At 59.3% G+C, this 25,730-nt stretch carries 27 protein-coding genes; 18 read left to right on the plus strand and 9 right to left on the minus strand.

Annotated features, from left to right (window positions below):
* The first annotated feature begins 90 nt into the window (after positions 1–90).
* The 7 genes from KJY40_RS24205 to KJY40_RS24235 all read left to right on the plus strand — a co-directional run bounded on the left by KJY40_RS24205 (position 91) and on the right by KJY40_RS24235 (position 4,943).
* Complete coding sequence (locus KJY40_RS24205) at positions 91–660, plus strand: electron transport complex protein RnfA (protein WP_230733232.1); 570 nt, start codon at positions 91–93, stop codon at positions 658–660.
* Positions 657–1,871, plus strand: a complete 1,215-nt coding sequence (gene rsxB, locus KJY40_RS24210; RefSeq protein WP_230733233.1) for an electron transport complex subunit RsxB — start codon at positions 657–659, stop codon at positions 1,869–1,871. Before KJY40_RS24205 ends, rsxB begins: the two co-directional genes overlap by 4 nt.
* Positions 1,858–2,841 (plus strand): RnfABCDGE type electron transport complex subunit D, encoded by a 984-nt coding sequence (locus KJY40_RS24215; protein ID WP_230733234.1) that lies wholly within the window; start codon positions 1,858–1,860, stop codon positions 2,839–2,841. The genes rsxB and KJY40_RS24215 overlap by 14 nt, the downstream gene beginning before the upstream one ends.
* A complete protein-coding gene (locus KJY40_RS24220; RefSeq protein WP_230733235.1) occupies positions 2,838–3,443 on the plus strand; it encodes an RnfABCDGE type electron transport complex subunit G in 606 nt (201 codons plus the stop codon). Before KJY40_RS24215 ends, KJY40_RS24220 begins: the two co-directional genes overlap by 4 nt.
* Positions 3,440–4,021, plus strand: a complete 582-nt coding sequence (locus KJY40_RS24225; RefSeq protein WP_230733236.1) for an Rnf-Nqr domain containing protein — start codon at positions 3,440–3,442, stop codon at positions 4,019–4,021. Before KJY40_RS24220 ends, KJY40_RS24225 begins: the two co-directional genes overlap by 4 nt.
* Positions 4,018–4,656 (plus strand): endonuclease III, encoded by a 639-nt coding sequence (gene nth, locus KJY40_RS24230; RefSeq protein ID WP_230733237.1) that lies wholly within the window; start codon positions 4,018–4,020, stop codon positions 4,654–4,656. The genes KJY40_RS24225 and nth overlap by 4 nt, the downstream gene beginning before the upstream one ends.
* A 107-nt stretch (positions 4,657–4,763) precedes the next feature.
* Complete coding sequence (locus KJY40_RS24235; RefSeq protein WP_007953204.1) at positions 4,764–4,943, plus strand: PA3496 family putative envelope integrity protein; 180 nt, start codon at positions 4,764–4,766, stop codon at positions 4,941–4,943.
* 88 nt (positions 4,944–5,031) lie between these two features.
* On the opposite strand, the gene KJY40_RS24240 is transcribed toward KJY40_RS24235, so the two are convergent.
* Positions 5,032–5,658 (minus strand): response regulator transcription factor, encoded by a 627-nt coding sequence (locus KJY40_RS24240; protein WP_007953203.1) that lies wholly within the window; start codon positions 5,656–5,658, stop codon positions 5,032–5,034.
* Between the two features lie 407 nt (positions 5,659–6,065).
* Here KJY40_RS24240 and KJY40_RS24245 point away from each other — a divergent pair, with 407 nt between their 5' ends.
* The gene (locus KJY40_RS24245) at positions 6,066–6,650 is read left to right on the plus strand and encodes a hypothetical protein (protein ID WP_230733238.1); all 585 of its coding nucleotides are present in this window, start codon (positions 6,066–6,068) and stop codon (positions 6,648–6,650) included.
* Positions 6,651–6,812: 162 nt separating this feature from the next.
* On the opposite strand, the gene KJY40_RS24250 is transcribed toward KJY40_RS24245, so the two are convergent.
* Complete coding sequence (locus tag KJY40_RS24250) at positions 6,813–8,030, minus strand: argininosuccinate synthase (RefSeq protein ID WP_007953201.1); 1,218 nt, start codon at positions 8,028–8,030, stop codon at positions 6,813–6,815.
* 129 nt (positions 8,031–8,159) lie between these two features.
* Entirely contained in the window at positions 8,160–9,068 is a 909-nt protein-coding gene (locus KJY40_RS24255; protein WP_230733239.1) for a flagellar protein MotY, read from the minus strand.
* Between the two features lie 160 nt (positions 9,069–9,228).
* Between KJY40_RS24255 and pyrC the strand changes: the two genes are divergently transcribed.
* Both pyrC and rnt read left to right on the plus strand, forming a co-directional pair.
* A complete protein-coding gene (gene pyrC, locus KJY40_RS24260) occupies positions 9,229–10,275 on the plus strand; it encodes a dihydroorotase (protein ID WP_039765844.1) in 1,047 nt (348 codons plus the stop codon).
* Positions 10,272–10,946 (plus strand): ribonuclease T, encoded by a 675-nt coding sequence (gene rnt, locus KJY40_RS24265; protein WP_007953196.1) that lies wholly within the window; start codon positions 10,272–10,274, stop codon positions 10,944–10,946. The genes pyrC and rnt overlap by 4 nt, the downstream gene beginning before the upstream one ends.
* 73 nt (positions 10,947–11,019) lie before the next feature.
* Here the strand turns inward: rnt and KJY40_RS24270 are convergent, their stop codons facing one another.
* Positions 11,020–11,622: a peroxiredoxin gene (locus KJY40_RS24270; protein WP_007953195.1), complete on the minus strand. Its 603-nt coding sequence runs from the start codon at positions 11,620–11,622 to the stop codon at positions 11,020–11,022.
* 291 nt (positions 11,623–11,913) lie between these two features.
* Here KJY40_RS24270 and KJY40_RS24275 point away from each other — a divergent pair, with 291 nt between their 5' ends.
* Positions 11,914–12,132, plus strand: coding sequence for a bacterioferritin-associated ferredoxin (locus KJY40_RS24275; RefSeq protein WP_007953193.1), 219 nt, complete (start codon positions 11,914–11,916; stop codon positions 12,130–12,132).
* Positions 12,133–12,331: 199 nt separating this feature from the next.
* Positions 12,332–12,808 carry a bacterioferritin gene (gene bfr / locus KJY40_RS24280; protein ID WP_230733240.1) on the plus strand — a complete coding sequence of 159 codons (477 nt, stop codon included), beginning with the start codon at positions 12,332–12,334 and terminating at the stop codon, positions 12,806–12,808.
* 106 nt (positions 12,809–12,914) lie between these two features.
* Here bfr and grxD read toward each other — a convergent pair whose 3' ends face one another.
* The 3 genes from grxD to KJY40_RS24295 form a co-directional block, all read right to left on the minus strand.
* Positions 12,915–13,256 carry a Grx4 family monothiol glutaredoxin gene (gene grxD / locus KJY40_RS24285; protein WP_003227729.1) on the minus strand — a complete coding sequence of 114 codons (342 nt, stop codon included), beginning with the start codon at positions 13,254–13,256 and terminating at the stop codon, positions 12,915–12,917.
* Positions 13,257–13,353: 97 nt separating this feature from the next.
* Entirely contained in the window at positions 13,354–15,459 is a 2,106-nt protein-coding gene (locus tag KJY40_RS24290) for a molybdopterin oxidoreductase family protein (protein WP_230733241.1), read from the minus strand.
* A 129-nt stretch (positions 15,460–15,588) separates the two neighbouring features.
* The gene (locus KJY40_RS24295) at positions 15,589–15,879 is read right to left on the minus strand and encodes a hypothetical protein (protein WP_007963969.1); all 291 of its coding nucleotides are present in this window, start codon (positions 15,877–15,879) and stop codon (positions 15,589–15,591) included.
* 406 nt (positions 15,880–16,285) lie between these two features.
* Here KJY40_RS24295 and argF point away from each other — a divergent pair, with 406 nt between their 5' ends.
* Both argF and KJY40_RS24305 read left to right on the plus strand, forming a co-directional pair.
* Positions 16,286–17,206, plus strand: a complete 921-nt coding sequence (argF, locus tag KJY40_RS24300; protein ID WP_045121707.1) for an ornithine carbamoyltransferase — start codon at positions 16,286–16,288, stop codon at positions 17,204–17,206.
* Positions 17,203–18,312, plus strand: a complete 1,110-nt coding sequence (locus KJY40_RS24305; protein ID WP_179693896.1) for an ABC transporter ATP-binding protein — start codon at positions 17,203–17,205, stop codon at positions 18,310–18,312. The genes argF and KJY40_RS24305 overlap by 4 nt, the downstream gene beginning before the upstream one ends.
* Before the next feature lie 49 nt (positions 18,313–18,361).
* On the opposite strand, the gene KJY40_RS24310 is transcribed toward KJY40_RS24305, so the two are convergent.
* Both KJY40_RS24310 and ybaK read right to left on the minus strand, forming a co-directional pair.
* Positions 18,362–19,144, minus strand: a complete 783-nt coding sequence (locus KJY40_RS24310; protein WP_230733242.1) for a PhzF family phenazine biosynthesis protein — start codon at positions 19,142–19,144, stop codon at positions 18,362–18,364.
* A gap of 89 nt (positions 19,145–19,233) precedes the next feature.
* On the minus strand, positions 19,234–19,704 hold the full coding sequence (ybaK, locus tag KJY40_RS24315) for a Cys-tRNA(Pro) deacylase (RefSeq protein WP_007953184.1): 471 nt from the start codon (positions 19,702–19,704) through the stop codon (positions 19,234–19,236).
* 360 nt (positions 19,705–20,064) lie between these two features.
* Here ybaK and KJY40_RS24320 point away from each other — a divergent pair, with 360 nt between their 5' ends.
* From KJY40_RS24320 to glpD, 4 genes are all read left to right on the plus strand, one after another.
* The gene (locus KJY40_RS24320) at positions 20,065–20,916 is read left to right on the plus strand and encodes an MIP/aquaporin family protein (RefSeq protein WP_007953183.1); all 852 of its coding nucleotides are present in this window, start codon (positions 20,065–20,067) and stop codon (positions 20,914–20,916) included.
* Positions 20,917–20,993: 77 nt separating this feature from the next.
* Positions 20,994–22,496, plus strand: coding sequence for a glycerol kinase GlpK (gene glpK, locus KJY40_RS24325; RefSeq protein ID WP_230733244.1), 1,503 nt, complete (start codon positions 20,994–20,996; stop codon positions 22,494–22,496).
* Positions 22,497–22,771: 275 nt separating this feature from the next.
* Positions 22,772–23,527, plus strand: coding sequence for a DeoR/GlpR family transcriptional regulator (locus KJY40_RS24330; RefSeq protein WP_007953179.1), 756 nt, complete (start codon positions 22,772–22,774; stop codon positions 23,525–23,527).
* Positions 23,528–23,857: 330 nt separating this feature from the next.
* Complete coding sequence (gene glpD, locus KJY40_RS24335; RefSeq protein ID WP_230733246.1) at positions 23,858–25,396, plus strand: glycerol-3-phosphate dehydrogenase; 1,539 nt, start codon at positions 23,858–23,860, stop codon at positions 25,394–25,396.
* Positions 25,397–25,730 lie beyond the last annotated feature (334 nt).

A 25,730-nucleotide genomic window follows, 5' to 3' on the forward strand; every position in this document is an offset into this window, starting at 1 on the left:
TGTGGGATTTTTCATATCTGGCCCGACCTCCACGGCTGCCGGATAATGCCTAACCTTAAGTGACACAGGCCCGTTCCTGCCGGCAGAACCATGACCGAACTCGTGCTTACGCTCTTCAGTGCTGCGCTGATCAACAACTTCGTGTTGCACTGGCCGCTGGGCGTCGATCCGCTGCTGGCGGACGAACGCCGCCAGGTGCATGCGCTGGGGCTGGCAACGTTGTGTCTGATGCTGATTGTCGGTGTGGCGGGTTACGCGATCTGGCATTGGCTGCTGGTGCCGTTGCAGCTGGAATTCCTGCGCCTGTTTGTGTTTCTGCCGTTGAGCGTCCTGTTGATCGCGCCGTTGCTGAAGCTGTTGGCGCGCTGGCGACCCACGCTGCCATTCGATGGTTTGTGGCCGTTGCTGCTGGGCAACGCCGGTGTGCTGGGGCTGACGCTGGTCAACGCGCAAGCGGACAAAGGCCTGTTTCATGCGATTGCGCTGAGCCTTGGCGCCGGTCTGGGTTTCTGGCTGGTGTTGAGCCTGTTCAGCGATTTGCGCGAGCGCACGGCCGACAACGATATTCCCCTGCCCTTTCGTGGCCTGCCGATCCTGTTGATCGGCGCCGGACTGATGGCCGTGGTTTTTCTCGGATTCAGTGGACTGATCAAAATATGAGTCTGACTCAACGCATCGATGCCTTGCTGCCGCAGACCCAATGCGGCAAGTGCGGCCATCCCGGATGCAAACCCTACGCTGAAGGCATTGCCGACGGCGAGCCGATCAACAAGTGCCCGCCGGGTGGCGACGAAACCATCGCGGCACTGGCCGAACTGTTGAAAATCCCGGTGCTGGAGCTGGACATCAGTCGGGGTTCGGCGCCGCCGCAAGTGGCCTACATCCGCGAAGCCGAATGCATCGGCTGCACCAAGTGCATCCAGGCCTGCCCGATCGACGCCATCGTCGGCGCGGCAAAACTGATGCACACCGTCATCATTGACGAATGCACCGGATGCGATCTGTGCGTGGCGCCCTGCCCGGTCGATTGCATCGAGATGCACCCGTTGCCGCTAGGCACCCTGCCGGTGGTGGGTGGTCTGGCCATCAGCCTTGAAGAACAGCAGGCCCGCGCGGCCAAACGTGATCACGCCCGTCAGCGCTTTGAACGGCGCAATGCTCGCCTGCAACGCGAAGAACAGCAGAAGCAGGCCGAACGCGAAGCGCGGGCGCAGCGCGCGGCCCAGGTCGAAGTCGCCACCACCACGCTCGATCCGGTGCAGGCGGCGCTGGAACGGGTGCGCGCGCAAAAAGCCGCCACCGCCGATGCTGCGTTGAAAAAAGCCAAGATCGACGTGGCCATGAGTCGGGCGCAATTGAACAAGTCGCTCAAGGCGTTCGGTCATCCGCCGACCTTCGATCAGCAATCGCAACTGATCGTCCTGCAACAACAGTTCGAAGCGGCCGAACAGACACTGGCGAAGCTGGAAAGCAGCGCGCCCCCCGCGCCGGTCGTGGCCGCACCGGCAAAAGACGCCAATCTGAAACGAGCGAAAATCCAGTTGGCAATGCGCCGTGCCGAGCTGAAAAAGGCGCAAACCACAGAAGCCCCGCCAACCGAGATCGCCGCGCTGGAGCAAGCGCTGCGTGACGCCGAACAGGCGCTGCACAACGCCGAAGCCGCCAGCGATCAACCGGCGCCTGAGCTTGTGCGCGTCGAGAAACGTCCGATCAACGACCAGCTTCGCCAGTTGAAAACCGAACTGGCCTACGCTCGCGCCGATCTGAACAAACTGCAACGGCGCGACGGCACGCCCGCCGATATCCTCGAAAAGGCCCGGGCCCGCCTGCAAGAAGCAGAGCGGCAGGTACAAGCCCATGTCATCCATTGAAACCAGAGACGAGCGCCTGCAACAGGCAATGAAGCTGGTTTTGCTGGCGACATTGCCGGGATGGCTGGCGTTGTTCTGGTTTTACGGTTGGGGCGTGTTGATCAACCTGATCCTGTCCGTCGTCACGGCTCTGGGTGTCGAAGCCGCCGTGACACATCTGCGCCGGCAAACGCTGCAGGCCACCTTGACCGATGGCAGCGCGGTGGTCAGCGCCACGCTGCTGGCGATCGCCCTGCCGCCTTATTGCCCGTGGTGGCTGACGGTCACGGCTATCGGCTCGGGTCTGCTATTGGGCAAACACTTGTACGGTGGAGTCGGCCGAAATCCGTTCAATCCGGCCATGCTCGGCTTTGCCTTGGCAATGGTGATGTTCCCTCAGCCAATGACTCATTGGCCGGGCCATGGCATGGATCTGACGGCGGCTTTTGGCCAGGTGTTCAACCTGGGTGTGCAGCCGGACGCCTGGGTTCAGGCCACTGCGCTGGAAAGTCTGCGCATCAATAAAAGCCTGACCATGGACGAACTGTTCGCCGGTAATCCGGCATTCGGTCGCTTTGGCGGGCACGGCGTTGAATGGGTGAACCTGGCGTTCCTCGCAGGTGGGTTGTTCTTGTTGCAGCGTCGGGTGTTTGGCTGGCACGCGCCGGTCGGCATGCTCGCCAGCCTGTTCGTGATCAGCCTGTTGTGCTGGAACGGTTCGGGGTCGGACTCCCACGGCTCGCCACTGTTTCACCTGCTGAGCGGCGCGACCATGCTGGGGGCGTTCTTCATCGTCACTGAACCGGTGTCGGGAGCAAAAAGTCCGCTCGCCCGTCTGCTGTTCGGCGTCGGTGTGGGCTTGCTGACTTATGTGATTCGCACCTGGGGTGGTTACCCCGATGGCGTGGCGTTTGCAGTGCTGTTGATGAACCTGTGCGTGCCGGCGCTGGAGCGCTTTGCGATGGCCCGTCAGGCGCAGGTGGCGCCATGAACCGCACGAGCAGTCTGATCACACTGGTGTTGATTACTGCGTTGGGCATCGGCGTGACGTGGCTGGTGCAACGCAGCAACGCACCGCAGATCGCTGCCGAACAGCGTCTGCTTGAAAGTCGTAAATTGCTGGACGTGCTGCCGCTCGACGCTTACGACAATCTGCCGCTTGAACAACCTCTGACGCTGACCGACGTCAACCTGAGCCACAGTCTGTTGCTGGGCGGTTATCGGGCGAGCAAAAGCGGCCAACCCGTGGCAGTCCTGTTGCGCAGCCAGGCCCAAGGCTATGCCGGCAATATCGAGTTGCTGATTGCCATCGACGCCAACGGTCGATTGCTCGGTGTCAAAACCCTCGAGCAAAACGAAACGCCTTCGCTGGGTGGGCATATCGGCGACTGGCCAAATAGCTGGCTTCAAACCTTTACCGGAAACTCGAGCAACCAACCGACGGACGCCGGATGGGCCTTGAAGAAGGATCAGGGGCAATTCGACCAGATCGCTGGCGCAACCATTACGTCTCGCGCGGCGATCAATGCCATCCACGATGCCCTGCGTTACTTCGATGAACACCGGACGACCCTGCTCGGGAGCGTGCCATGAATACGTCAGCGACTCTATCGAACTCAATGATGCTGGTGCTGTTGATCGGTGCCACCGACTCCGTGGCGGGTGCGCTGGCGACGCTGTTGATGTTCACCGTTGTCGCGGGGCTTTACGGTTTGTGCATGACACCGCTGCGCTTGCACCTGAGCAGTGAGAGCCTGTTGCCGGTCAGCCTGATGCTGGCCGCAACCCTGGCAGGCTGCGCCGATATTTTTCTGCAACGCGGCGCGATGCAGTGGCATCAACTGATCAGTCTTTATGCCGGGCTGATTGGCTTGCAGTGCGTCGTGCTGGAGCACAATGGATTCTTTCGCCAGCCCGTCCGTAAACGGCTGAAACTGTGCGGCCTGTTTGCCGCGCTGATGATTGTGCTCGCAGTGTTGCGTGAGCTGATCGGTCAGGGCAGCATCGGCCATCATCTGTCGCAGCACTGGCAAGGTTTGATTCTGTTCGGCGATAGCCTGCATTTCGCGACGCTGGCGCCCGGCGCCTTCATATTGCTTGGACTGTTACTGGCCGCCCGTCAGGCCTGGACTCGCACCTGCGACCTACCCGAGGAAACGCATCACCCATGAATGCCGCAAAACGTCTGGAGATCTTCCGCAGGCTTCACGAGGACAACCCCGAGCCCAAGACCGAGCTGGCCTACTCCTCGCCTTTCGAACTGTTGATTGCGGTGATTCTGTCCGCGCAATCGACGGACGTCGGGGTGAACAAGGCGACGGCGAAGCTGTTCCCGGTGGCGAACACACCGGCGGCCATTCACGCCCTGGGCGTCGAAGGGTTGTCCGAATACATCAAGACTATCGGCCTCTATAACAGCAAGGCCAAAAACGTGATCGAGACCTGCCGCCTGCTGGTCGAATTGCACAACGGTGAAGTCCCGCAGACGCGCGAAGCACTGGAAGCCTTGCCCGGCGTTGGCCGCAAAACCGCCAACGTCGTGCTCAACACCGCGTTCCGCCAGTTGACCATGGCGGTGGACACCCACATCTTCCGGGTCAGCAACCGCACCGGTATTGCACCGGGCAAAAACGTGGTCGAGGTGGAAAAGAAGCTGATGAAGTTTGTGCCAAAGCAATACCTGCTCGACTCGCACCACTGGCTCATTCTTCACGGACGCTACGTGTGTCTGGCGCGTAAACCCCGCTGTGGCAGCTGTCGGATCGAAGATCTGTGCGACTACAAGCACAAAACTTCTGACGATTGAGTGACTATTGGTTTTATTGATTTATCGATTGAAAAAATCTTTTTTACCATCTGCTGGAATATCGATATAAGGAGCGCCAAAGGCAGTCTTAGCCTGGAGTTGACCTTATGAGCACCAGCAAAGAGCAATTGGAAGCGGATGACGACTTTATCGCCACGGAGGCCGATGATGCCGAACCTGTGGTTGAAGTCGCCAAGACCAACTTGAGCAAACGCCGAACCATCGACAACCTGCTTGAGGAGCGCCGACTGCAGAAGCAATTGGCCGATTACGATTTTGATCTCTGACATTTGAAAGCCTCCCGAAACGGAGGCTTTTCTCTTTCTGCCGTACGCTGTTTGCGATCCGCCCATGATCCGTCAGCGACAGACACACTCAAACCAGGCCGTTTCGCTGCGCCAGCTCGATCAGATCCACCAGCGAGCGCGCGTTGAGCTTCAATAACAACCGGGTCTTGTAGGTACTCACGGTCTTGTTGCTGAGGAACATTCCGTCGGCAATCTCCTTGTTGGTCTTGCCGCGTGCCAGCTGCTGCAACACCATCATCTCGCGCCCGGACAGGCGATCGACCATATCGGCCTCGCTGGCATTTCCCAGACTGGTCCGTACGGTGTGCAACGCCTGGTTAGGAAAGTAACTGTATCCGGACAGTACCGCCTTGATTGCACTCAGCAGTTCCGTCAGATCCTGTTGTTTGCAAACATAACCCGCCGCCCCCGATTGCATGCAACGCATGGAAAAGTGCCCCGGTGACTGGGACGTCAGCACCAGCACTTTCAATGGCATTGCACTTGTTGTAAGGCGCGCAATGACTTCCAGTCCATCCAGTTTCGGAATGCCGATATCCAGAATCACGATATCCGGCATCTGGTCACGAGCAAGTTGTAACGCATCCACGCCATTATCGGTTTCTGCAATGACTTCGTAGCCATGACGTTCCATCAGCATACGTACCGCAAGACGAATGACGGGGTGATCATCCACGATCAGCACTTTATTCATGGGCAAGTCCAGTTTCGCTGTTCGAATTTTTAGAACCGGCACAATAACGTAGTCATTTCATCCATGGCATGGATAAGTTCCTCTGCACCAGCACCGAGAGACGCCTCCTACAAGCAATAAAGATTATTCCTACAGAAAAGACTCACTTACAGAAAAGCATGAATTCACATCAGAAAATCCGTCCCCTGCCACGCCCTCCGCGAGAGCGCTCACAACGCAATGAAAAATCCTGAAACGGAGATCAATCACCAGACATTAAAAACAACTGAAACAACTTACACATATCGAACTTCTGATTTTTAATATAAACACCAGAGACCGATAACCGTATTTATACGACAACTTTCAATACGGTAATCCCAATTCAACCAACACGATGAGAAAGACCATAATCATGAGTAAAGCCCATGCTAAAGATCAACAAGAAGATCACCAACCCCATCAGCGTTATCGCTATCTTCGCCTTTATATCGGAGACTTCCGCCGCGGTCTCCCTGCCCTTCCTCGACAATGATGAGCGGGAGATCTATATCTGGTTTCTGATCAGCTTCCCGTTCTATCTCTTATTTTTATTCTTCATCACACTAAACTTCAATTACCGCTCTCTCTATGCCCCCTCCGACTTCGACAATGACAAAAACTTTCTCAAGGCTTTCGAAGAGGAAAGCATACCTGCCACCGAGGTAATACCTGCGTCATCGAACATCGAACCGAACACTATAAAATTGCCAAAACCGGTAAACCGGATGTACATCATCGACATTCGAAAGACACATACCGAACCAGAAATAGAGGAGCTATTGGAAAAAGTCCTACATCCAAACAAGCATTCGCTGAGATTATTCCTGTTCTTAACCGATTCAGAGTCAGACATTTTACTCAAAGAACACATCAATACCTTGACCAAACAAGAAAAACACGGCCAAAGAGCAACGTTCTGTATTATTTACGACACTCATTCGCTGAACACATGCGTATTGGGAAAGATTTGAAAGAGAATAAAATGCGGAACAAGAGCTCCATGCAATGCACGATGCGCAGTTGAAGGAGACAGGAGCGTTGACCGATAACGATCAAGCCAAAGGAGGGAAAATCAAAAAAAAACGGCCTTGTCGCTGCGACAAGGCCGTTTTTTCACATCAGGCCCGAAGGACTCAGAACAGCTTGCGGCCCTTGTTGGCAGCAATGCGCATGCGCAGCGCGTTGAGCTTGATGAAGCCCGCCGCGTCGGCCTGGTTGTAGGCGCCGCCGTCTTCTTCGAAGGTCGCGATGTTGGCGTCGAACAGCGAATCGTCGGACTTGCGACCGGTCACGATCACGTTGCCCTTGTACAGCTTCAGGCGCACAACGCCGTTCACGTTGACCTGGGAGGCGTCGATCATCTGTTGCAGCATCAGACGCTCAGGGCTCCACCAGTAGCCGGTGTAGATCAGGCTGGCGTACTTCGGCATCAGCTCGTCTTTCAGGTGAGCGACTTCGCGGTCCAGGGTGATCGATTCGATGGCGCGGTGCGCGCGCAGCATGATGGTGCCGCCCGGAGTTTCGTAGCAGCCACGGGATTTCATGCCGACATAACGGTTCTCGACGATGTCGAGACGGCCGATGCCGTGTTCGCCACCGATCTTGTTCAGCGTCGCCAGCACGGTGGCCGGGGTCATTTCGACGCCGTCCAGCGCAACGATGTCGCCATTGCGGTAGGTCAGTTCCAGGTATTGCGGGGTGTCGGGAGCCTTCTCCGGGGAGACGGTCCAGCGCCACATGTCTTCTTCGTGCTCGGTCCAGGTGTCTTCCAGCACGCCGCCTTCATAGGAGATGTGCAGCAGGTTGGCGTCCATCGAGTACGGGGATTTCTTCTTGCCGTGGCGCTCGATCGGGATCGCGTGCTTCTCGGCGTAGTCCATCAGCTTCTCGCGGGACAGCAGGTCCCACTCGCGCCATGGAGCAATTACTTTCACGCCTGGCTTGAGTGCGTAGGCACCCAATTCGAAACGCACCTGGTCGTTGCCCTTGCCGGTGGCGCCGTGGGAAATGGCGTCGGCGCCGGTTTCGTTGGCGATTTCGATCAGACGCTTGGCGATCAGCGGACGCGCGATGGATGTACCCAGCAGGTACTCGCCTTCGTAAACGGTGTTGGCGCGGAACATCGGGAACACGAAGTCACGCACGAATTCTTCGCGCAGGTCGTCGATGTAGATTTCTTTGACGCCCATGGCCTGCGCCTTGGCGCGAGCCGGCTCGACCTCTTCGCCCTGACCCAGGTCAGCGGTGAAGGTCACGACTTCACAGTTATAAGTATCCTGCAGCCACTTGAGGATCACCGAAGTGTCCAGGCCGCCGGAATACGCCAGAACGACCTTGTTTACGTCCGCCATGCCATCACTCCACGGGGTTCTACGGAAAGCCGAGGAGTCTACCGCTCAAACGCGATAATTTACAGAGGCGCGACAGCTTAAGACGACAAAGCGACAGATTGTTTCGACGGCGCGACGATGACCGACAAGTCAGGAAGTCGCCGCAGCGTTGGCCGGGGCACTGGCTGTCGGTGCCGGAGCTGCCGTTGGCGCAACCCGTGCCAGGTGCACATTGACCCGACGGTTCTTGGCCCGGTTGGCGGCACTGGTGTTCGGCACCAACGGGTAGCGTTCGCCATGGAAACGCACGGTGATCTGCGATTCCTGGATGCCGTTGGCCTTGAAGAAGTCGACCACGGCCAAGGCGCGGCGGCGCGACAGTTCGCGATTGGTCAGGCGATTGCCACTGTTGTCGGAGTGGCCGTCGAGTTCGATGTGATTGACCGTCGGATCGGCCTTCATGTACTCGAGCATCACTTGCAGCTTGGCCTTGGCGGCGGCGTCCAGTTCGATGCCTTCGCCGGGGAAACCGATCTGCGATTGTTTGACCTGATCGAAATTCTGCGGGAGCAGTTTCGCCACGCAGGTCTGGTAGTCGTTGAAAGCCTTGCTGAATTTGACCGGCAACAGGCGCACTTCCGACACCCGACCGTCGCCCGATGCCCGGCGTACCACCGGGCTGCGACCGTCCATCAGCCCACTGATCAGTTGCCCGGCCTGGGATTGGGAACTGTTGAACAGCACGTTGCCGCTGCCCAGTCGAACCGTGCCCAGATTGATGTCGCCACGTCCCGGCTGCCACGGCGCCGCCGCCGCCAGCAAGGTCGCCGAACCACCGCCGAGCATGGCGTTGTAGGCATTCAGGCGAAAAGTCGCCTGCTCGCCGGCCTTGCGCACGAATTGCCCCGAGCCGAAGTCGGTGATCGGCTGCGTCAGACGGCACTCGAACTTGTCGCCCTCGACCGTCCACTCAATGTTCTCCAGACGGGTCTGGTAGGTCAGTGCCATCGCGGGAAGGCTGGCAAACACACTGAGCAAGGCTAAATATCGCTGGCGCACGGGAGGCTCCATTGGCTTCTACAACAAAAAAGACCGAGACATACATCTTTACGGCATACCTATGGGATATCGGACGCTCGTCGCAAAACTTGATAGCGAGTGCCTGCAAGAGTCTTTTCCGGTAGCATTCGCCTCAGTTTGACCCGCCTGGAATCCCCTCATGTCCGACCGCCTGACCCTGCTGCGTCCCGACGACTGGCACATTCATCTTCGCGATGGTGCCGTGTTGACCAATACCGTTGCGGATGTCGCGCGCACCTTTGGTCGCGCCATCATCATGCCCAACCTGGTACCTCCGGTGCGCAACGCCGCTGAAGCCGATGGCTATCGCCAGCGGATTCTCGCTGCCCGCCCGGCCGGCAGTCGTTTCGAGCCGCTGATGGTGCTGTACCTCACCGACCGCACCCAGCCCGAAGAAATCCGTGAGGCCAAGGCCAGCGGTTTCGTGCATGCCGCCAAGCTGTACCCGGCCGGCGCCACCACCAACTCCGATTCCGGGGTCACCAGCATCGACAAGATTTTCCCGGCGCTGGAAGCCATGGCCGAAGTCGGCATGCCGCTGTTGATCCACGGTGAAGTCACCCGTGGCGATGTCGACGTGTTCGACCGCGAAAAAATCTTCATCGACGAGCACATGCGCCGCGTGGTCGAGCGTTTCCCGACGCTGAAAGTGGTGTTCGAACACATCACCACCGGCGACGCCGTGCAGTTCGTCAACGAGGCTTCGGCCAACGTCGGCGCAACCATCACCGCGCATCACCTGCTCTACAACCGCAACCACATGCTGGTAGGCGGGATCCGGCCGCACTTCTATTGCCTGCCGATCCTCAAGCGCAACACACACCAGGAAGCCCTGCTCGACGCCGCCACCAGCGGCAGCGCGAAGTTCTTCCTCGGCACCGACTCGGCGCCGCATGCCCAGCACGCCAAGGAAGCCGCCTGCGGCTGCGCCGGCTGCTACACCGCGTACGCCGCCATCGAGCTGTATGCCGAAGCCTTTGAACAGCGCAATGCGCTGGACAAGCTCGAAGCGTTCGCCAGCCTCAACGGCCCGCGTTTCTACGGCCTGCCGGCAAACACCGATCGCATCACCCTGGTTCGTGACGAATGGACCGCCCCGACCAGCCTGCCGTTCGGCGAGCTGACCGTTATCCCGCTGCGCGCCGGTGAAAAACTGCGCTGGCGCCTGCTGGAGGAACACGCGTGAGTGAAGACCATTTCGACGACGAACTGGACGGTCAAGGTGGCGGCGGTTCGCGCCATCCAATGGCAGCACGCTTTCGCGGCTACCTGCCGGTTGTCGTCGACGTAGAAACCGGTGGTTTCAACTCGGCCACCGACGCTCTGCTGGAGATTGCCGCGACCACCATCGCCATGGATGAAAAGGGTTTCGTCTACCCGGATCACACCTACTTCTTCCGCGTAGAGCCGTTCGAAGGCGCCAACGTTGAAGCGGCGGCGCTGGAGTTCACCGGGATCAAGCTCGATCACCCGTTGCGCATGGCCGTCAGCGAAGAAACGGCGTTGACCGACATCTTCCGCGGTGTGCGCAAGGCCTTGAAGGCCAACGGCTGCAAGCGGGCGATTCTGGTCGGCCACAACAGCAGCTTCGACCTGGGTTTCCTCAACGCCGCCGTTGCGCGGCTGGACATGAAGCGCAACCCGTTCCACCCTTTCTCCAGCTTCGACACCGCGACCCTCGCCGGTCTGGCTTACGGTCAGACCGTACTGGCCAAGGCCTGTCAGGCAGCCGACATCGACTTCGATGGCCGCGAAGCGCACTCCGCGCGTTACGACACCGAGAAGACGGCCGAGCTGTTCTGTGGCATCGTCAACCGCTGGAAACAGATGGGCGGCTGGGAAGACTTCGACGACTGATCCCCGTCGGGTTTCTTCCATGCATGAAAAAACCGGCTCAAGAGCCGGTTTTTTTGTACCTCGACGTTGTGCCTTACAGGGCAGCAGCGTTCTCGGTCAGGTAAGCCGCAACGCCTTCTGGCGAAGCGTTCATGCCTTTGTCGCCTTTTTTCCAGTTGGCAGGGCAGACTTCGCCGTGCTCTTCGTGGAATTGCAGCGCGTCGACCAGACGGATCAGCTCTTCCATGTTACGGCCCAGCGGCAGGTCGTTGACGATCTGCGAGCGGACAACGCCTTTGTCGTCGATCAGGAACGCGCCACGGAAAGCCACGCCACCTTCGGACTCAACGTCGTAGGCCTTGGCGATGTCGTGCTTCATGTCGGCAGCCATGGTGTATTTCACCTGACCGATGCCGCCGTTGTTGACCGGGGTGTTGCGCCAGGCGTTGTGGGTGAAGTGCGAGTCGATCGACACGGCGATCACTTCTACGTTGCGTGCCTTGAAGTCGGCCATGCGGTTGTCCAGAGCGATCAGCTCGGACGGGCAGACGAAGGTGAAGTCCAGCGGGTAGAAGAACACCAGGCCGTATTTGCCTTTGATGGCCGAGGACAGGGTGAAGCTGTCAACGATCTCGCCATTGCCGAGTACGGCCGGGACGGTGAAGTCAGGGGCTTGTTTGCCTACGAGTACGCTCATTGATATCTCCTGGTGTAAAAACTTGAAGTTCAGGGTTCGGGCCAGCCTGCCACCCTCAGGCGACAGCCCTGTGACACGAACCCCCTTCGCAAGGGCCGACCATCATACACTGCGTTTTTCGACTGTCCTCAAAGGTTTTTCGCGAAATCCGGGCTGGCATTCAGCCATGCACCACCGTTCGTCAGTCACAGCCGTTGGCGATGAAAACCACTGAGAAAGCACTTTGACAATCATTCTCGTTAACATTAAGATCCATCGCAATTGAGTCACAACCAGCGACGGTTCTCACTTATGTATGTTTGCCTCTGCACTGGCGTCACCGACGGACAGATCCGCGAAGCGATCTATGAAGGTTGCTGCAGCTATAAAGAAGTCCGTCAGGCCACCGGCGTAGCCAGCCAATGCGGCAAATGTGCGTGCCTGGCGAAGGAAGTGGTTCGCGAAACCCTGACCAAGCTGCAAACCGCCCAGGCTGCAATCCCCTACCCGGCAGAGTTTACCGCCGCGTAATTATCCCGAATCCGAAGAACCGGACTTATGTCCGGTTTTTTTATGCCTGAAAATCAACTGCTTAGCGTCTAGACGCGGAACACAAACATTCTTATTCCGATTAATTTTCATTTATTATTCAATAACTTAGGTTTGACACTTATAAATACCAAGCTCAAACTCTGCCTTATATACCGCTACTTAGGGCAGGACTCCCATCATGAAAGGCGACGTAACAGTCATCCAGCATCTCAACAAGATCCTTGCCAATGAGCTGGTCGCGATCAATCAGTACTTCCTGCATGCACGCATGTATGAAGATTGGGGCCTGAACAAGCTCGGCAAGCACGAGTACAAAGAATCCATCGACGAAATGAAGCACGCGGACAAGCTGATCAAGCGCATCCTGTTCCTCGAAGGCCTGCCGAACGTACAGGACCTGGGCAAGCTGCACATCGGCGAGCACACCAAGGAAATGCTGGAGTGCGACCTGCGTATCGAAAAGACCGGCCATGCCGACCTCAAGGTCGCCATCGCCCATTGCGAATCCGTCGGTGATTTCGGCAGCCGCGAACTGCTCGAAGACATTCTGGAATCCGAAGAAGAACATATCGACTGGCTGGAAACCCAACTGGGCCTGATCGATAAGATTGGTCTTGAGAACTATCTGCAATCGCAGATGGGCGAAGACGAGTAATTAGCCAGCGCTAAACTCGAGACACTAAAAAGCCCCGCCCTCTTTCGAGAGGCGGGGCTTTTTATTGCCCGGACTTCAGACTCGCTGAAATCCGGGCAGAAGCCAATCAGGCTTCGGACTTGGCCGCAGCAGCCTTGGCGGATGCTTCCTTGACCAGCGTCTGCAGCTCACCGTTGGCGAACATTTCAGCCATGATGTCGCTGCCGCCGACCAGTTCACCGCCGACCCACAGTTGCGGGAAAGTCGGCCAGTTGGCGTACTTCGGCAGGTTGGCGCGGATTTCCGGGTTCTGCAGGATGTCGACGTAGGCGAACTTCTCGCCACAGCCCATCACTGCCTGCGCAGCTTTCGCGGAGAAGCCACACTGCGGGGCATTCGGCGAGCCTTTCATGTAAAGCAGAATGGTGTTGTTGGCAATCTGCTCTTTAATCGTTTCGATGATATCCATGGAGCACCTCGGCTGAACTTTCCGACTCGTGGGTCGGCACGGTGGCGCATTGTAACGGAATCCCGAGCGCCCTGCTCGGTCTCCCCGACAGACTTGCTTACGCCGCCGCCACCGTCACCGGCACGCCATTGAGCGCCGCATTGCCAGACAGCTCGTCGAGCTGGCATTCATCGGTCAGGTCATTGGCGCTTGAGCCGGGCTGGCCGCTGGCAATCGCCATCTGCACACCCGGCCGGGCATGGCCCCATCCGTGCGGCAGGCTGACCACGCCTTTCATCATGTCCGCACTGCCCAGCACTTCGACCTCGATCTGCCCGACCCGCGAACTCACGCGCACAAGCTGACCGTCACTGAGCCCGCGACAGGCGAGATCGTCCGGGTTCATCAGCAACTGATGACGCGGCTTGCCTTTCACCAGTCGATGGTAATTGTGCATCCACGAATTGTTGCTGCGCACATGACGGCGACCGATCATCAACAGCTCATCGGCGGCCGGCGCCTGCAAAGCGGCAAACCGCGCCAAGTCAGCCAGGATTTCCGGCGGCGCCGCCTGAATTCGTTGACTGACGGTCTTCAATCGCGCTGTCAGGTTGGGTTTGAGCGCTCCCAGGTCAACACCGTGCGGATGGTCGAACAGCGTCGCAAGCGACAATTTTTGCTCGGATGCATCGCCATACAAGCCCATGCGCAACCCCATGTCGATCATCTTCGCCGGCGGTATCGTCGGTTTCAGCTCCTTGCCGGTCTTCGCGGCAAAGGCCTTGGCCAGGCCGACGAAAATTTCCCAGTCGTGCAGCGCACCTTCGGGTTTGGCGAGGATCGCCCGGTTGAACCGGGTGACGTTGCGCACCGCGAAGAGGTTGAAGGTGGTGTCGTAGTGATCATTCTCCAGCGCCGAGGTCGACGGCAGGATCAGGTCGGCGTAGCGCGTGGTTTCGTTGATATACAGGTCGACGCTGACCATGAACTCCAGCCCGTCCAGCGCCTGCTCCAGTTGCCGGCCGTTGGGCGTGGACAACACCGGATTGCCAGCCACGGTAATCAGCGCGCGAATCTGCCCCTCGCCTTCGGTGAGCATCTCTTCGGCCAGCGCCGAAACCGGCAACTCGCCGCCGTATTCAGGACGCCCCGACACGCGGCTCTGCCATTTATTGAAGTGCCCGCCCGAAGTCGAGGCCACAAGATCCACCGCTGGCTCTGTGCACAAGGCACCGCCGACGCGGTCGAGGTTGCCGGTCACCAGATTGATCAACTGCACGACCCAATGACACAGCGTGCCGAAGGCCTGAGTGGAAACTCCCATCCGGCCGTAGCAAACGGCGCTTGGCGCCGCGGCGAAGTCCCGGGCCAGTTGGCGGATCTGTTCGGCGGGAACGGCGCACAACGGGCTCATGGCTTCAGCGGTGAACCCTGCCACCGCCGCGCGAACTTCATCCAGACCGTCCACCGGCAAATGACTGATCGACGTCAGCCCTTCGCTGAACAGTGTATTGAGCACACCAAACAACAACGCCGCATCGCCACCGGGACGCACGAACAAGTGCTGATCGGCCATCGCCGCCGTTTCGCTGCGCCGTGGATCGACCACCACCACTTTGCCGCCTCGTGCCTGGATCGCCTTCAGTCGTTTCTCGACATCCGGCACGGTCATGATGCTGCCGTTGGACGCCAGCGGATTACCGCCCAGGATCAACATGAAGTCGGTGTGATCGATATCCGGGATCGGCAGCAGCAGGCCGTGGCCGTACATCAGATAGCTGGTCAGGTGATGGGGCAGTTGATCGACCGACGTCGCCGAATAGCGGTTGCGGGTTTTCAACAGGCCGAGGAAGTAATTGCTGTGGGTCATCAGCCCGTAGTTATGCACGCTCGGGTTGCCCTGATACACGGCGACCGCGTTCTGCCCATGACGCTCCTGAATCGCCGAGAGTTTTTCGGCGACCAGCTCGAACGCTTCGTCCCACTCGATGGGCAGCCATTCGCTACCGACCCGGCGCATCGGCTGGCGCAGGCGATCCGGATCGTTCTGGATATCTTGCAGCGCGACGGCCTTGGGGCAGATGTGCCCACGACTGAACGTGTCCAGGGCATCGCCCTTGATCGAGGTGATCTGCACCTGGCCGTCGGTTTCGGTGGTTTCGATGGTCAAGCCGCAGATGGCTTCACACAGGTGGCAGGCACGGTGATGGAGAGTCTTGGTCATGGCCAGTCTCTGTCTTGTTCTGGGCAGGCGATCACGCCTGCGGGAACAAAACTATGGCCCGCGACCCGGTGCAGCGCCAGCGACGTTCGTCTTGTGAATCGGCGACCATCAGGCCGACCGATAGACCCGTCAGTTCGCCGGAAGCTGAGGCGGCGCGGCCAGCTGGATTTCCTGGATGGTCTCGATCTGCTCGTGGGCGACGTGGACGCCGGTGAGTTCGCCGATCAGTCGCCAATGCTCGTCGAGCCCGGCGCTGATGGTCGCCATGCGGTCGATCATCTGCCGGCTGGCGGCCTTGACCACGTCGTCTTCGCTGCGCAGCAGTTCGAAGGACATCGAGGTCATCGACGCGGTGAGGTGGGTCAATGAGCGTGCCGTGTGGCCCAGCAGTTCCATTAACAGTTTTTCTTTCGATTCCATGCGGAGGCTTCCTGCGTCGCTCGTGATTTATTTATAACCCAGCACTTTGCTTTAGCAAATGTTTCAACCTGCGCATCCGACCAAGCGAACCGGTGGCTCACGGGTCGCAAACCGACCAGGGCTGTGCCATCCCCGCCGCGCCTGATTGCCAAGCCCGGCGGGGCCAGTGTACAAATGCCTCGCTGCCCTCTCGAAAACTGACCGGAAATCACAGTGTTCGCACTGTTCTCACCCCGGCACATTTCTGCAAAAACCGTAGCCTATTGGAAAAACGCGACATTTAGTGTCAATATCGCGCCTTCCCCTATTTCGTCGCCCCCGTGCGGCTTACGCCGCAGGTCTCGCCCGTTGTTCCGATAAACAAGGCTTTGAGCATCTGCGGTTTGTAGCAAAAAGGTAGTCAATGATGAGCGCAAGGCACTTTCTCTCCCTGATGGATTGCACGCCCGAAGAGCTGGTCAGCGTGATCCGTCGAGGCGTTGAGCTCAAGGACCTGCGTAACCGCGGCGTACTGTTCGAGCCTCTGAAAAACCGCGTCCTGGGGATGATCTTCGAGAAATCCTCGACCCGCACCCGGATCTCCTTCGAGGCCGGCATGATCCAGCTCGGCGGCCAGGCGATCTTCCTGTCGCCGCGCGACACCCAGCTGGGTCGTGGCGAGCCTATCGGTGACTGCGCCATCGTCATGTCGAGCATGCTCGATGCGGTGATGATCCGTACCTTTGCCCACAGCACCCTGACCGAATTTGCCGCCAACTCCCGCGTGCCGGTGATCAACGGCCTGTCCGACGACCTGCACCCGTGCCAGTTGCTGGCCGACATGCAGACCTTCCTCGAGCACCGCGGCTCGATCCAGGGCAAGACCGTGGCCTGGATCGGCGACGGCAACAACATGTGCAACAGCTATATAGAAGCGGCGATCCAGTTCGACTTCCAGTTGCGCGTGGCCTGTCCGGAAGGCTACGAGCCAAACCCTGAGTTCGTGGCCAAGGCCGGTGACCGCGTAACCATCGTCCGCGACCCGAAAGACGCCGTGCGCGGCGCGCATCTGGTGAGCACCGACGTCTGGACCTCCATGGGCCAGGAAGAGGAAACCGCCAAGCGCCTCAAGCTCTTCGCGCCGTACCAGGTCACCCGCGCCCTGCTCGACCTCGCGGCCGAGGACGTGTTATTCCTGCACTGCCTTCCCGCACACCGCGGCGAAGAAATCAGTCTCGACCTGCTTGATGACCCGCGCTCCGTCGCCTGGGATCAGGCAGAAAACCGTCTCCACGCACAGAAGGCCCTGCTCGAGTTCCTTGTTGAACCGGCATATCACCACGCATGAGCCATGAATTACTGCTGAACCTGCGCAACCTCGCTTGCGGTTATCAAGATCAACGTGTGGTGCAGAACCTCAATCTGCACCTCAACGCCGGTGACATCGGTTGCCTGCTCGGCTCCTCGGGCTGCGGCAAGACCACCACCCTGCGCGCGATTGCCGGTTTCGAACCGGTGCACGAAGGGGAAATCTCTCTCGGCGGTGAAGTAATTTCCAGCGCCGGTTTCACCCTCGCCCCGGAAAAGCGCCGGATCGGCATGGTGTTCCAGGACTACGCGCTGTTCCCTCACCTGAGTGTCGCGGACAACATCGCCTTCGGCATCCGTAAGCACCCGAACAAGGAGCGCGTCACCGAAGAGCTGCTGGAGCTGGTCAACCTGAAGAACCTCGGCAAACGCTTCCCCCACGAGCTGTCCGGCGGCCAGCAACAACGTGTCGCCCTCGCCCGCGCCCTGGCGCCGGAACCGCAACTGTTGCTTCTCGACGAGCCGTTCTCCAACCTCGATGGCGAATTGCGCCGCAAGCTCAGCCATGAAGTGCGCGACATCCTCAAGGCCCGTGGCACCAGCGCGATTCTGGTGACGCACGACCAGGAAGAAGCCTTCGCCGTCAGCGATCACGTCGGCGTGTTCAAGGAAGGCCGGCTGGAGCAGTGGGATACGCCCTACAACCTCTATCACGAGCCGGCGACACCGTTTGTGGCCAGCTTCATCGGTCAGGGTTATTTCATTCGCGGCCAGCTTGGCAGCCCGGAATCGGTGCAGACCGAACTCGGTGAACTGCGCGGCAATCGTGCCTACACCTGGCCGATCGGTGGCGCGGTGGATGTGCTGCTACGTCCGGACGACATCGTTTATGCACCGGACAGTGGCTTGAAAGCACGGATCGTCGGCAAGACCTTCCTCGGCGCCTCGACCCTGTATCGCCTGCAACTGCCGACCGGCGCACAGCTGGAATCGATCTTCCCGAGCCACGCCGATCATCAGGTGGGCGCGGATGTCGGGATTCGGGTGGCAGCGGAGCATCTGGTGCTGTTCCAGGCCTCCGGCAGCACGGCTGCGCAGATTCCCGCCGTGGAAAACGGCGTTCGCCGTTACAGCACCGCGCACTGATCCGCACACAAACAATAAGGGAGCCTGAAGGCTCCCTTATTGTTTGGTTTCAGCTCAGCATCAATGTCCCGCTGGCCACCAGCGTCGCATTCCCGCCGATCTTCACCCGCTCGCCTTCCAGCCGACAAAACAGCTCCCCGCCCCGCGCCGAACGCTGGCATGCAGTGAGGCTGGATTTGCCCAGACGTTTCGACCAGTACGGAATCAGGCTGCAATGGGTCGAGCCGGTCACCGGGTCTTCATTGATGCCGATGGCCGGAGCGAAATAGCGCGAGACAAAATCATGCTGATTGCCCCGAGCGGTGACGATTGCGCCGAGCCAAGGCAGTTTGGCCAAGGCGACCATGTCCGGCGTGCAATCGAGCACCGCCTGCTCGGACTCCAGCACCACGAACAGCTCGTTGGAACTCAGGACATCCACTGCCTGAACATTCAGCGCCCGCTCGATCTCCACGGTGACGCCTTTCTCCACCGCTTCGATCGCCGGGAAATCGAGCCACAATCTGTCGCCTTCACGGCTGACGCTCAACGGCCCGGACTTGCAGGTGAAGTCCAGACGCTCGGCGCTTTCCTTATAGATCTCGAACAGCACATAGGCGCTGGCCAGGGTCGCGTGACCACACAGCGGCACCTCGGTGGTCGGCGTGAACCAGCGGATGTGCCACGCCTGCCCCTCACGCACCAGAAACGCGGTTTCCGCCAGATTGTGCTCGGCGGCGATCTTCTGCATCAGTTCGTCCGCGAGCCACGCGTCGAGCCGATAGACCATTGCCGGATTGCCACTGAACGGCCGATCACTGAACGCGTCGACCTGATGAAACTCGAGCTGCATAACCTTCTCCCTGTGTCAGTCGAACGAGCATGCAGCGCCGGCCGGATCAGCGCCAGTGACAGTACCGGCCAATTTTCTTCATACAGACGTCAAGGGCGACCGATGTCGGCAAATTTCGCCTGGGTGTGTTCCGCCAAGACCGCCGGCGCCAGCTCCACTTCCAGCCCGCGCCGCCCGGCGCTGACATAAATGGTCGCAAAAGGCTGGGCCGAGTTATCGATGAAGGTACGCAGGCGTTTTTTCTGCCCCAGCGGGCTGATGCCGCCCAGCAAGTAACCGGTGGAACGTTGCGCGGCGGCCGGATCGGCCATCTCGACTTTTTTCACGCCGGCGGCGTGAGCAAGTCCCTTGAGGTCGAGACTTCCGACGACCGGCACCACCGCCACCAGCAACTCACCCTTCTCACTGGCCGCGAGCAGCGTCTTGAACACCTGCGCCGGATCGAGTCCCAGTTTTTCCGCGGCCTCCAGGCCATACGACGCGGCCTTCGGGTCATGTTCGTAACTGTGCACGCGATGTTCGGCACGAACTTTTTTCAACAAGTCCAACGCAGGGGTCATGGCAGCTCCGGGCTCGGCAGTGGCAAAAAATCCTGCGGCGGATTTTAGGCCATCGCTGTGTAAAAGGCTCTACCACGCGCCACGTTTCCCGGGGTTTGCAGGCCGATATCCGCCGCACAGGCCGGGTGACCCGCAGGATCATTCACATGACTGATATTTTATTTGTGACTGATGGTTCACTTTCGACCTTTGACAGGTTTGTTTCTTGTCTATATTTTTTCGAATCTGAATAATGTAAGAATTATCGTCATCGCAGCACCCAGCAGTAAACCGGGAACAGGATGGGGATCCTGCCTCGGCGAAAATCGCGCATTGCCCTGTCGGCAACGCGCCAGACAACAACAAAAACCGAGGTTTTCAATGACAACTGCGTTACAGCAACCTTCGCTCTCGAGCCAGTGCCTGGCCGAGTTTCTGGGTACTGCACTCCTGATCTTTTTCGGTACGGGTTGTGTCGCCGCGCTCAAGGTCGCGGGCGCCAGCTTCGGTCTGTGGGAAATCAGCATCATCTGGGGCGTCGGCGTCAGCATGGCGATCTACCTCACCGCCGGTGTTTCCGGTGCGCACCTGAACCCTGCCGTCAGTATTGCCCTGAGCATTTTCGCCGACTTCGAAAAGCGCAAACTGCCGTTCTACATTCTGGCCCAGGTCGCCGGCGCCTTCTGCGGCGCGCTGTTGGTTTACACGCTGTACAGCAACCTGTTCTTCGATTTCGAACAAACTCACCATATGGTTCGTGGCACTGAAGCCAGCCTCGAACTGGCATCGGTGTTCTCCACCTTCCCGAACCCTGCGCTGTCGACCGCACAGGCGTTTCTGGTCGAGGTGATCATCACCGCGATCCTGATGGGCGTGATCATGTCCCTGACCGACGACAACAACGGCCTGCCGAAAGGCCCGCTGGCGCCGCTGCTGATCGGTCTGCTGATTGCCGTGATCGGCAGTTCGATGGGCCCGCTGACCGGTTTCGCGATGAACCCGGCCCGGGACTTCGGTCCGAAACTGATGACTTTCTTCGCCGGCTGGGGTGAAATTTCCTTCACCGGCGCACGTGAAATCCCGTACTTCCTGATTCCGATTTTTGCACCGATTGTCGGTGCCTGCCTCGGCGCTGCCGGGTATCGCGGGCTGATTGCCCGCCACCTGACCGGCGCCACACCTGCTACAAAGGATGCAGAACCGGCCATTGACGGCAAACCAAGAACTTCTTGAAACAGTCGGCGCGAGCTCCTGCCCTTTAGAGCCCGCGCCACGGCCCACTCTCCCTTATTTCGTCCAAGGCAATCGACATGACCGACATTCAGAACAAGAACTACATCATTGCCCTCGATCAGGGTACGACCAGCTCCCGCGCGATCATTTTCGACCGTGACGCGAACGTGGTCTGCACCGCACAACGCGAATTCGCCCAGCATTACCCGCAAGCCGGCTGGGTCGAACACGACCCGATGGAAATCTTCGCCACCCAGAGCGCGGTGATGGTCGAAGCGCTGGCCCAGGCCGGCCTGCACCATGACCAGGTCGCCGCCATCGGCATCACCAACCAGCGTGAAACCACCGTGGTCTGGGACAAGACCACCGGCCGCCCGGTGTACAACGCGATCGTCTGGCAATGCCGCCGCAGCACCGAGATCTGCCAGCAACTCAAGCGCGACGGTCATGAAGACTACATCCGTGACACCACCGGCCTGGTCACCGACCCGTACTTCTCCGGCACCAAGCTGAAGTGGATCCTCGACAACGTCGAAGGCAGCCGTGAGCGCGCGCGCAACGGCGAACTGCTGTTCGGCACCGTCGACAGCTGGCTGATCTGGAAATTCACCGGCGGCAAGGTGCACGTCACCGACTACACCAACGCCTCGCGCACCATGCTCTTCAACATCCACACCCTTGAGTGGGACGCGAAGATGCTGGAGATCCTCGACATCCCGCGCGAGATGCTGCCGGAAGTCAAAGCCTCTTCGGAAATCTACGGTCGCACCAAGAGCGGCATCGCCATCGGCGGTATCGCCGGCGACCAACAGGCTGCGCTGTTCGGCCAGATGTGCGTCGAGCCGGGCCAGGCGAAAAACACCTACGGCACCGGTTGCTTCCTGCTGATGAACACCGGCGACAAAGCGGTGAAATCCCGGCACGGCATGCTCACCACCATCGCCTGCGGCCCACGCGGCGAAGTGGCTTACGCCCTGGAAGGTGCCGTATTCAACGGCGGTTCGACCGTGCAGTGGCTGCGCGATGAACTGAAGATCATCAACGACGCCCACGACACCGAATACTTCGCCAACAAAGTGAAGGACAGCAACGGCGTCTATCTGGTGCCAGCCTTCACCGGCCTCGGCGCTCCCTACTGGGACCCGTATGCCCGTGGCGCCCTGTTCGGCCTGACCCGTGGCGTGCGGGTGGATCACATCATCCGCGCGGCGCTGGAATCGATTGCCTACCAGACCCGCGACGTCCTCGACGCCATGCAACAGGACTCCGGTGAACGCCTCAAGGCCCTGCGCGTGGACGGTGGTGCGGTGGCGAACAACTTCCTCATGCAGTTCCAGGCCGACATTCTCGGCACCCAGGTCGAGCGTCCGAAAATGCGCGAAACCACGGCGTTGGGCGCCGCTTATCTGGCCGGCCTGGCCTGCGGTTTCTGGGGCAGCCTGGAAGAACTGCGCGGCAAGGCCGTGATCGAGCGCGAGTTCGAACCGAGCCTGGACGAAGCGGCAAAAGAGAAGCTGTATAAAGGCTGGAAAAAAGCCGTCAGCCGTACCCGTGACTGGGAGCGTGAAGACGCCGAATAAGCCAGTCTGAGGACTGACTAAGGCTGGTCCAAACAGCGTGAAAGCGTAGCGAGCGAAGGCAAGACAAGGCAAAAACAGGCGAAGGCCGGCTGGGGTCGCACTCGACTTTACGGGTTTGTAAATGAGCAGTCCGAGCCTGTTTTTAACGCAGGATTGCTTGCGTAACGCCGAAGGCGCCCAGCACGAAGTAGCTTTCACGTTGTTTGGAAACTGGTCGGGAGGAGATTCCTGCGGCATCATGGGCAAATTTTGCACGGCAGCCCAAAGGAAGCCCCATGAATCTGCCTCCCCGTCAGCAGCAAATCCTCGAGCTGGTCCGCGAACGCGGCTATGTGAGCATCGAGGAAATGGCCACGCTGTTCGTTGTTACCCCGCAAACCATCCGCCGCGATATCAATCAACTGGCGGAAGCCAATCTGCTGCGTCGCTACCACGGCGGCGCCGCCTATGATTCCAGTGTTGAAAACACCGCCTACGCGATGCGCGCCGATCAGATGCGCGATGAAAAGCAACGCATTGGCGAAGCCATCGCCGCACAGATTCCCGATCACGCCTCGCTGTTCATCAATATCGGCACCACCACCGAATCGATTGCCCGCGCCCTGCTCAATCACAGTCACCTGAAAATCATCACCAACAACCTGCACGTCGCTTCGATGCTCAGTGCCAAGGATGATTTCGATGTGCTGCTGACCGGCGGCAACGTGCGTCGCGACGGCGGCGTAGTGGGTCAGGCGAGCGTGGACTTCATCAACCAGTTCAAGGTCGACTTTGCACTGGTGGGCATCAGCGGCATCGACGAAGACGGCAGCCTCCTCGACTTCGATTACCAGGAAGTGCGCGTATCCCAGGCGATCATCGCCAATGCCCGGCAGGTGATCCTGGCAGCGGATTCCAGCAAGTTTGGCCGGAACGCGATGATCCGCCTCGGTCCGATCAGCCTGATCGATTGCCTGGTCACCGACCAGCAACCGGTGCCAGCTCTGGCGCAACTGCTGAGCCAGCACAAGATTCGCCTGGAAGTCGTTTAACCCCTTACATCCTCAGCGCCTGTACTGGCGCCTTCGTCGGATCGCCGCCCGGAGCAAGCCCGCTCCCACAGTGCCTGTTGCGTTCATCAGCTCTGTGAACGACGAAAGTCCTGTGGGAGCGGGCTTGCCCGCGAAAGCGATCTCACAATCGTCCCTTTCCGCGCTCTAACGCGCACTTCATGTTCGAAAATTTTCTTTTAACGGCCCTTCGATGAGTTTTTTCAATCGAAGTCGACTGGCTGCGCGCGTCTTTATGGGCTACCATTTTCGCAAATGAACATTCATGTTCGATTTCCAAGACAGAAAATCAAAAGAGCCCGAGGCCAGCCGATGTCCACATCTACCTTGCGTACGCCCCCTATCTCCGAGATCTACGACATCGCTGTCATCGGCGGCGGGATCAATGGCGTGGGGATCGCAGCGGATGCCGCCGGTCGCGGTCTTTCGGTGTTCCTTTGCGAAAAGGACGACCTGGCCAGCCACACTTCCTCGGCCAGCAGCAAGCTGATCCACGGTGGCCTGCGCTACCTCGAACATTACGAATTCCGTCTGGTGCGCGAAGCGCTGGCCGAACGCGAAGTGCTGCTGGCCAAGGCCCCGCACATCGTCAAGCCAATGCGCTTCGTGCTGCCGCACCGTCCGCACCTGCGTCCGGCGTGGATGATCCGCGCGGGCCTGTTCCTCTATGACCACCTCGGCAAGCGCGAAAAACTGGCTGGCTCCAAAAGCCTGAAATTCGGCGCCGACAGCGCACTGAAAAGCGAAATCAGCAAAGGCTTCGAATACTCCGATTGCTGGGTCGACGACGCCCGCCTTGTCGTATTGAACGCCATGGCCGCCCGTGAAAAAGGCGCGCACATTCACACCCAGACCCGTTGCGTCAGCGCCCGTCGCGCCAAGGGCCTGTGGCACCTGAACCTGGAACGCGCCGACGGCAGCCTGTTTTCGATCACCGCCAAAGCGCTGGTGAACGCCGCCGGCCCGTGGGTCGCCAAGTTCATCCGTGACGACCTGAAGATGGAATCGCCGTACGGCATCCGCCTGATCCAGGGCAGCCACATCATCGTGCCGAAGCTGTACGAAGGCGATCACGCGCACATCCTGCAAAACGAAGATCAGCGCATCGTTTTCACCATTCCGTACCTGAACAACCTGACCCTGATCGGCACCACCGACCGCGAGTACACCGGCGATCCGGCCAAAGTGGCGATCACCGACGGCGAAACCGATTACCTGCTCAAAGTGGTCAACGCCCACTTCAAGAAGCAGATCAGCCGTGACGACATCCTGCACACCTACTCGGGCGTACGTCCGCTGTGCAACGACGAATCCGACAACCCGTCGGCCGTGACCCGCGACTACACCCTGGCGCTGTCCGGCAGCACCGAAGAAGCGCCGCTGCTGTCGGTGTTCGGCGGCAAGCTGACCACCTACCGCAAGCTCGCCGAATCGGCGATGGCGCAGCTGATGCCGTACTTCACCCAGATGCGCCCGAGCTGGACGGCCACCGCCACCCTGCCCGGCGGCGAAGACATGACCACGCCTCAGGCCCTGAGCGCGCTGATCCGCGACAAGTTCGACTGGGTACCAACCGAAATCGCACGCCGCTGGGCCACCACCTACGGCAGCCGCACCTGGCGCATGCTCGAAGGCGTCGACACCCTGGTCGACATGGGCGAACACATCGGCGGCGGGCTCTACACCCGTGAAGTCGATTACCTGTGCACCGAAGAGTGGGCCACCACCGCGCACGACATCCTGTGGCGTCGCAGCAAACTGGGCCTGTTCACCACACCGGCCGAGCAAGAGCGACTGGCGGCGTACCTGAACAAGGTCGAGCAGAACCGCAGCAAGATCGAAGCGGCCTGATTCGTTCGTCGCTGAACAAAAAGCCCCTGAATCGAAAGATTCAGGGGCTTTTTGCATTCAGGCTGAAACAGGCCGCGCCGAGGACGTTCGGTTTTCCGAACGCGACCTGACGGTCAATTCGGTTAACCGGATCAGATTCACGAAAAAAACCCATCACAAAACTTTAATAACGTTATAAATCAATGAATTAACTTGCACCGACTGGTCTGGCACGACTCATGCTCTACACTCCTTCGACGAATGCCTGTTGCGCCAACACAACAGGAGCCGTCAGGCATTCGAAGCACAAAAGGGCCCGCTCAACCGGCTCCATAAAAAAAACAATGTCGAGGAA

It is taken from the genome of Pseudomonas fitomaticsae, from assembly GCF_021018765.1.
In the GTDB taxonomy this organism is placed as follows: Bacteria; Pseudomonadota; Gammaproteobacteria; order Pseudomonadales; family Pseudomonadaceae; genus Aquipseudomonas; species Aquipseudomonas fitomaticsae.

Excerpts from the sequence above, each read along its gene's own strand:
- KJY40_RS24205 (WP_230733232.1), top strand. The coding sequence starts at position 91 with ATGACCGAACTCGTGCTTACGCTCTTCAGTGCTGCGCTGATCAACAAC.
- rsxB (WP_230733233.1), top strand. The coding sequence starts at position 657 with ATGAGTCTGACTCAACGCATCGATGCCTTGCTGCCGCAGACCCAATGC.
- KJY40_RS24215 (WP_230733234.1), top strand. The coding sequence starts at position 1,858 with ATGTCATCCATTGAAACCAGAGACGAGCGCCTGCAACAGGCAATGAAG.
- KJY40_RS24220 (WP_230733235.1), top strand. The coding sequence starts at position 2,838 with ATGAACCGCACGAGCAGTCTGATCACACTGGTGTTGATTACTGCGTTG.
- KJY40_RS24225 (WP_230733236.1), top strand. The coding sequence starts at position 3,440 with ATGAATACGTCAGCGACTCTATCGAACTCAATGATGCTGGTGCTGTTG.
- nth (WP_230733237.1), top strand. The coding sequence starts at position 4,018 with ATGAATGCCGCAAAACGTCTGGAGATCTTCCGCAGGCTTCACGAGGAC.
- KJY40_RS24235 (WP_007953204.1), top strand. The coding sequence starts at position 4,764 with ATGAGCACCAGCAAAGAGCAATTGGAAGCGGATGACGACTTTATCGCC.
- KJY40_RS24240 (WP_007953203.1), bottom strand. The coding sequence starts at position 5,658 with ATGAATAAAGTGCTGATCGTGGATGATCACCCCGTCATTCGTCTTGCG.
- KJY40_RS24245 (WP_230733238.1), top strand. The coding sequence starts at position 6,066 with ATGCTAAAGATCAACAAGAAGATCACCAACCCCATCAGCGTTATCGCT.
- KJY40_RS24250 (WP_007953201.1), bottom strand. The coding sequence starts at position 8,030 with ATGGCGGACGTAAACAAGGTCGTTCTGGCGTATTCCGGCGGCCTGGAC.
- pyrC (WP_039765844.1), top strand. The coding sequence starts at position 9,229 with ATGTCCGACCGCCTGACCCTGCTGCGTCCCGACGACTGGCACATTCAT.
- KJY40_RS24270 (WP_007953195.1), bottom strand. The coding sequence starts at position 11,622 with ATGAGCGTACTCGTAGGCAAACAAGCCCCTGACTTCACCGTCCCGGCC.
- KJY40_RS24275 (WP_007953193.1), top strand. The coding sequence starts at position 11,914 with ATGTATGTTTGCCTCTGCACTGGCGTCACCGACGGACAGATCCGCGAA.
- bfr (WP_230733240.1), top strand. The coding sequence starts at position 12,332 with ATGAAAGGCGACGTAACAGTCATCCAGCATCTCAACAAGATCCTTGCC.
- grxD (WP_003227729.1), bottom strand. The coding sequence starts at position 13,256 with ATGGATATCATCGAAACGATTAAAGAGCAGATTGCCAACAACACCATT.
- KJY40_RS24290 (WP_230733241.1), bottom strand. The coding sequence starts at position 15,459 with ATGACCAAGACTCTCCATCACCGTGCCTGCCACCTGTGTGAAGCCATC.
- KJY40_RS24295 (WP_007963969.1), bottom strand. The coding sequence starts at position 15,879 with ATGGAATCGAAAGAAAAACTGTTAATGGAACTGCTGGGCCACACGGCA.
- argF (WP_045121707.1), top strand. The coding sequence starts at position 16,286 with ATGAGCGCAAGGCACTTTCTCTCCCTGATGGATTGCACGCCCGAAGAG.
- KJY40_RS24305 (WP_179693896.1), top strand. The coding sequence starts at position 17,203 with ATGAGCCATGAATTACTGCTGAACCTGCGCAACCTCGCTTGCGGTTAT.
- KJY40_RS24310 (WP_230733242.1), bottom strand. The coding sequence starts at position 19,144 with ATGCAGCTCGAGTTTCATCAGGTCGACGCGTTCAGTGATCGGCCGTTC.
- ybaK (WP_007953184.1), bottom strand. The coding sequence starts at position 19,704 with ATGACCCCTGCGTTGGACTTGTTGAAAAAAGTTCGTGCCGAACATCGC.
- KJY40_RS24320 (WP_007953183.1), top strand. The coding sequence starts at position 20,065 with ATGACAACTGCGTTACAGCAACCTTCGCTCTCGAGCCAGTGCCTGGCC.
- glpK (WP_230733244.1), top strand. The coding sequence starts at position 20,994 with ATGACCGACATTCAGAACAAGAACTACATCATTGCCCTCGATCAGGGT.
- KJY40_RS24330 (WP_007953179.1), top strand. The coding sequence starts at position 22,772 with ATGAATCTGCCTCCCCGTCAGCAGCAAATCCTCGAGCTGGTCCGCGAA.
- glpD (WP_230733246.1), top strand. The coding sequence starts at position 23,858 with ATGTCCACATCTACCTTGCGTACGCCCCCTATCTCCGAGATCTACGAC.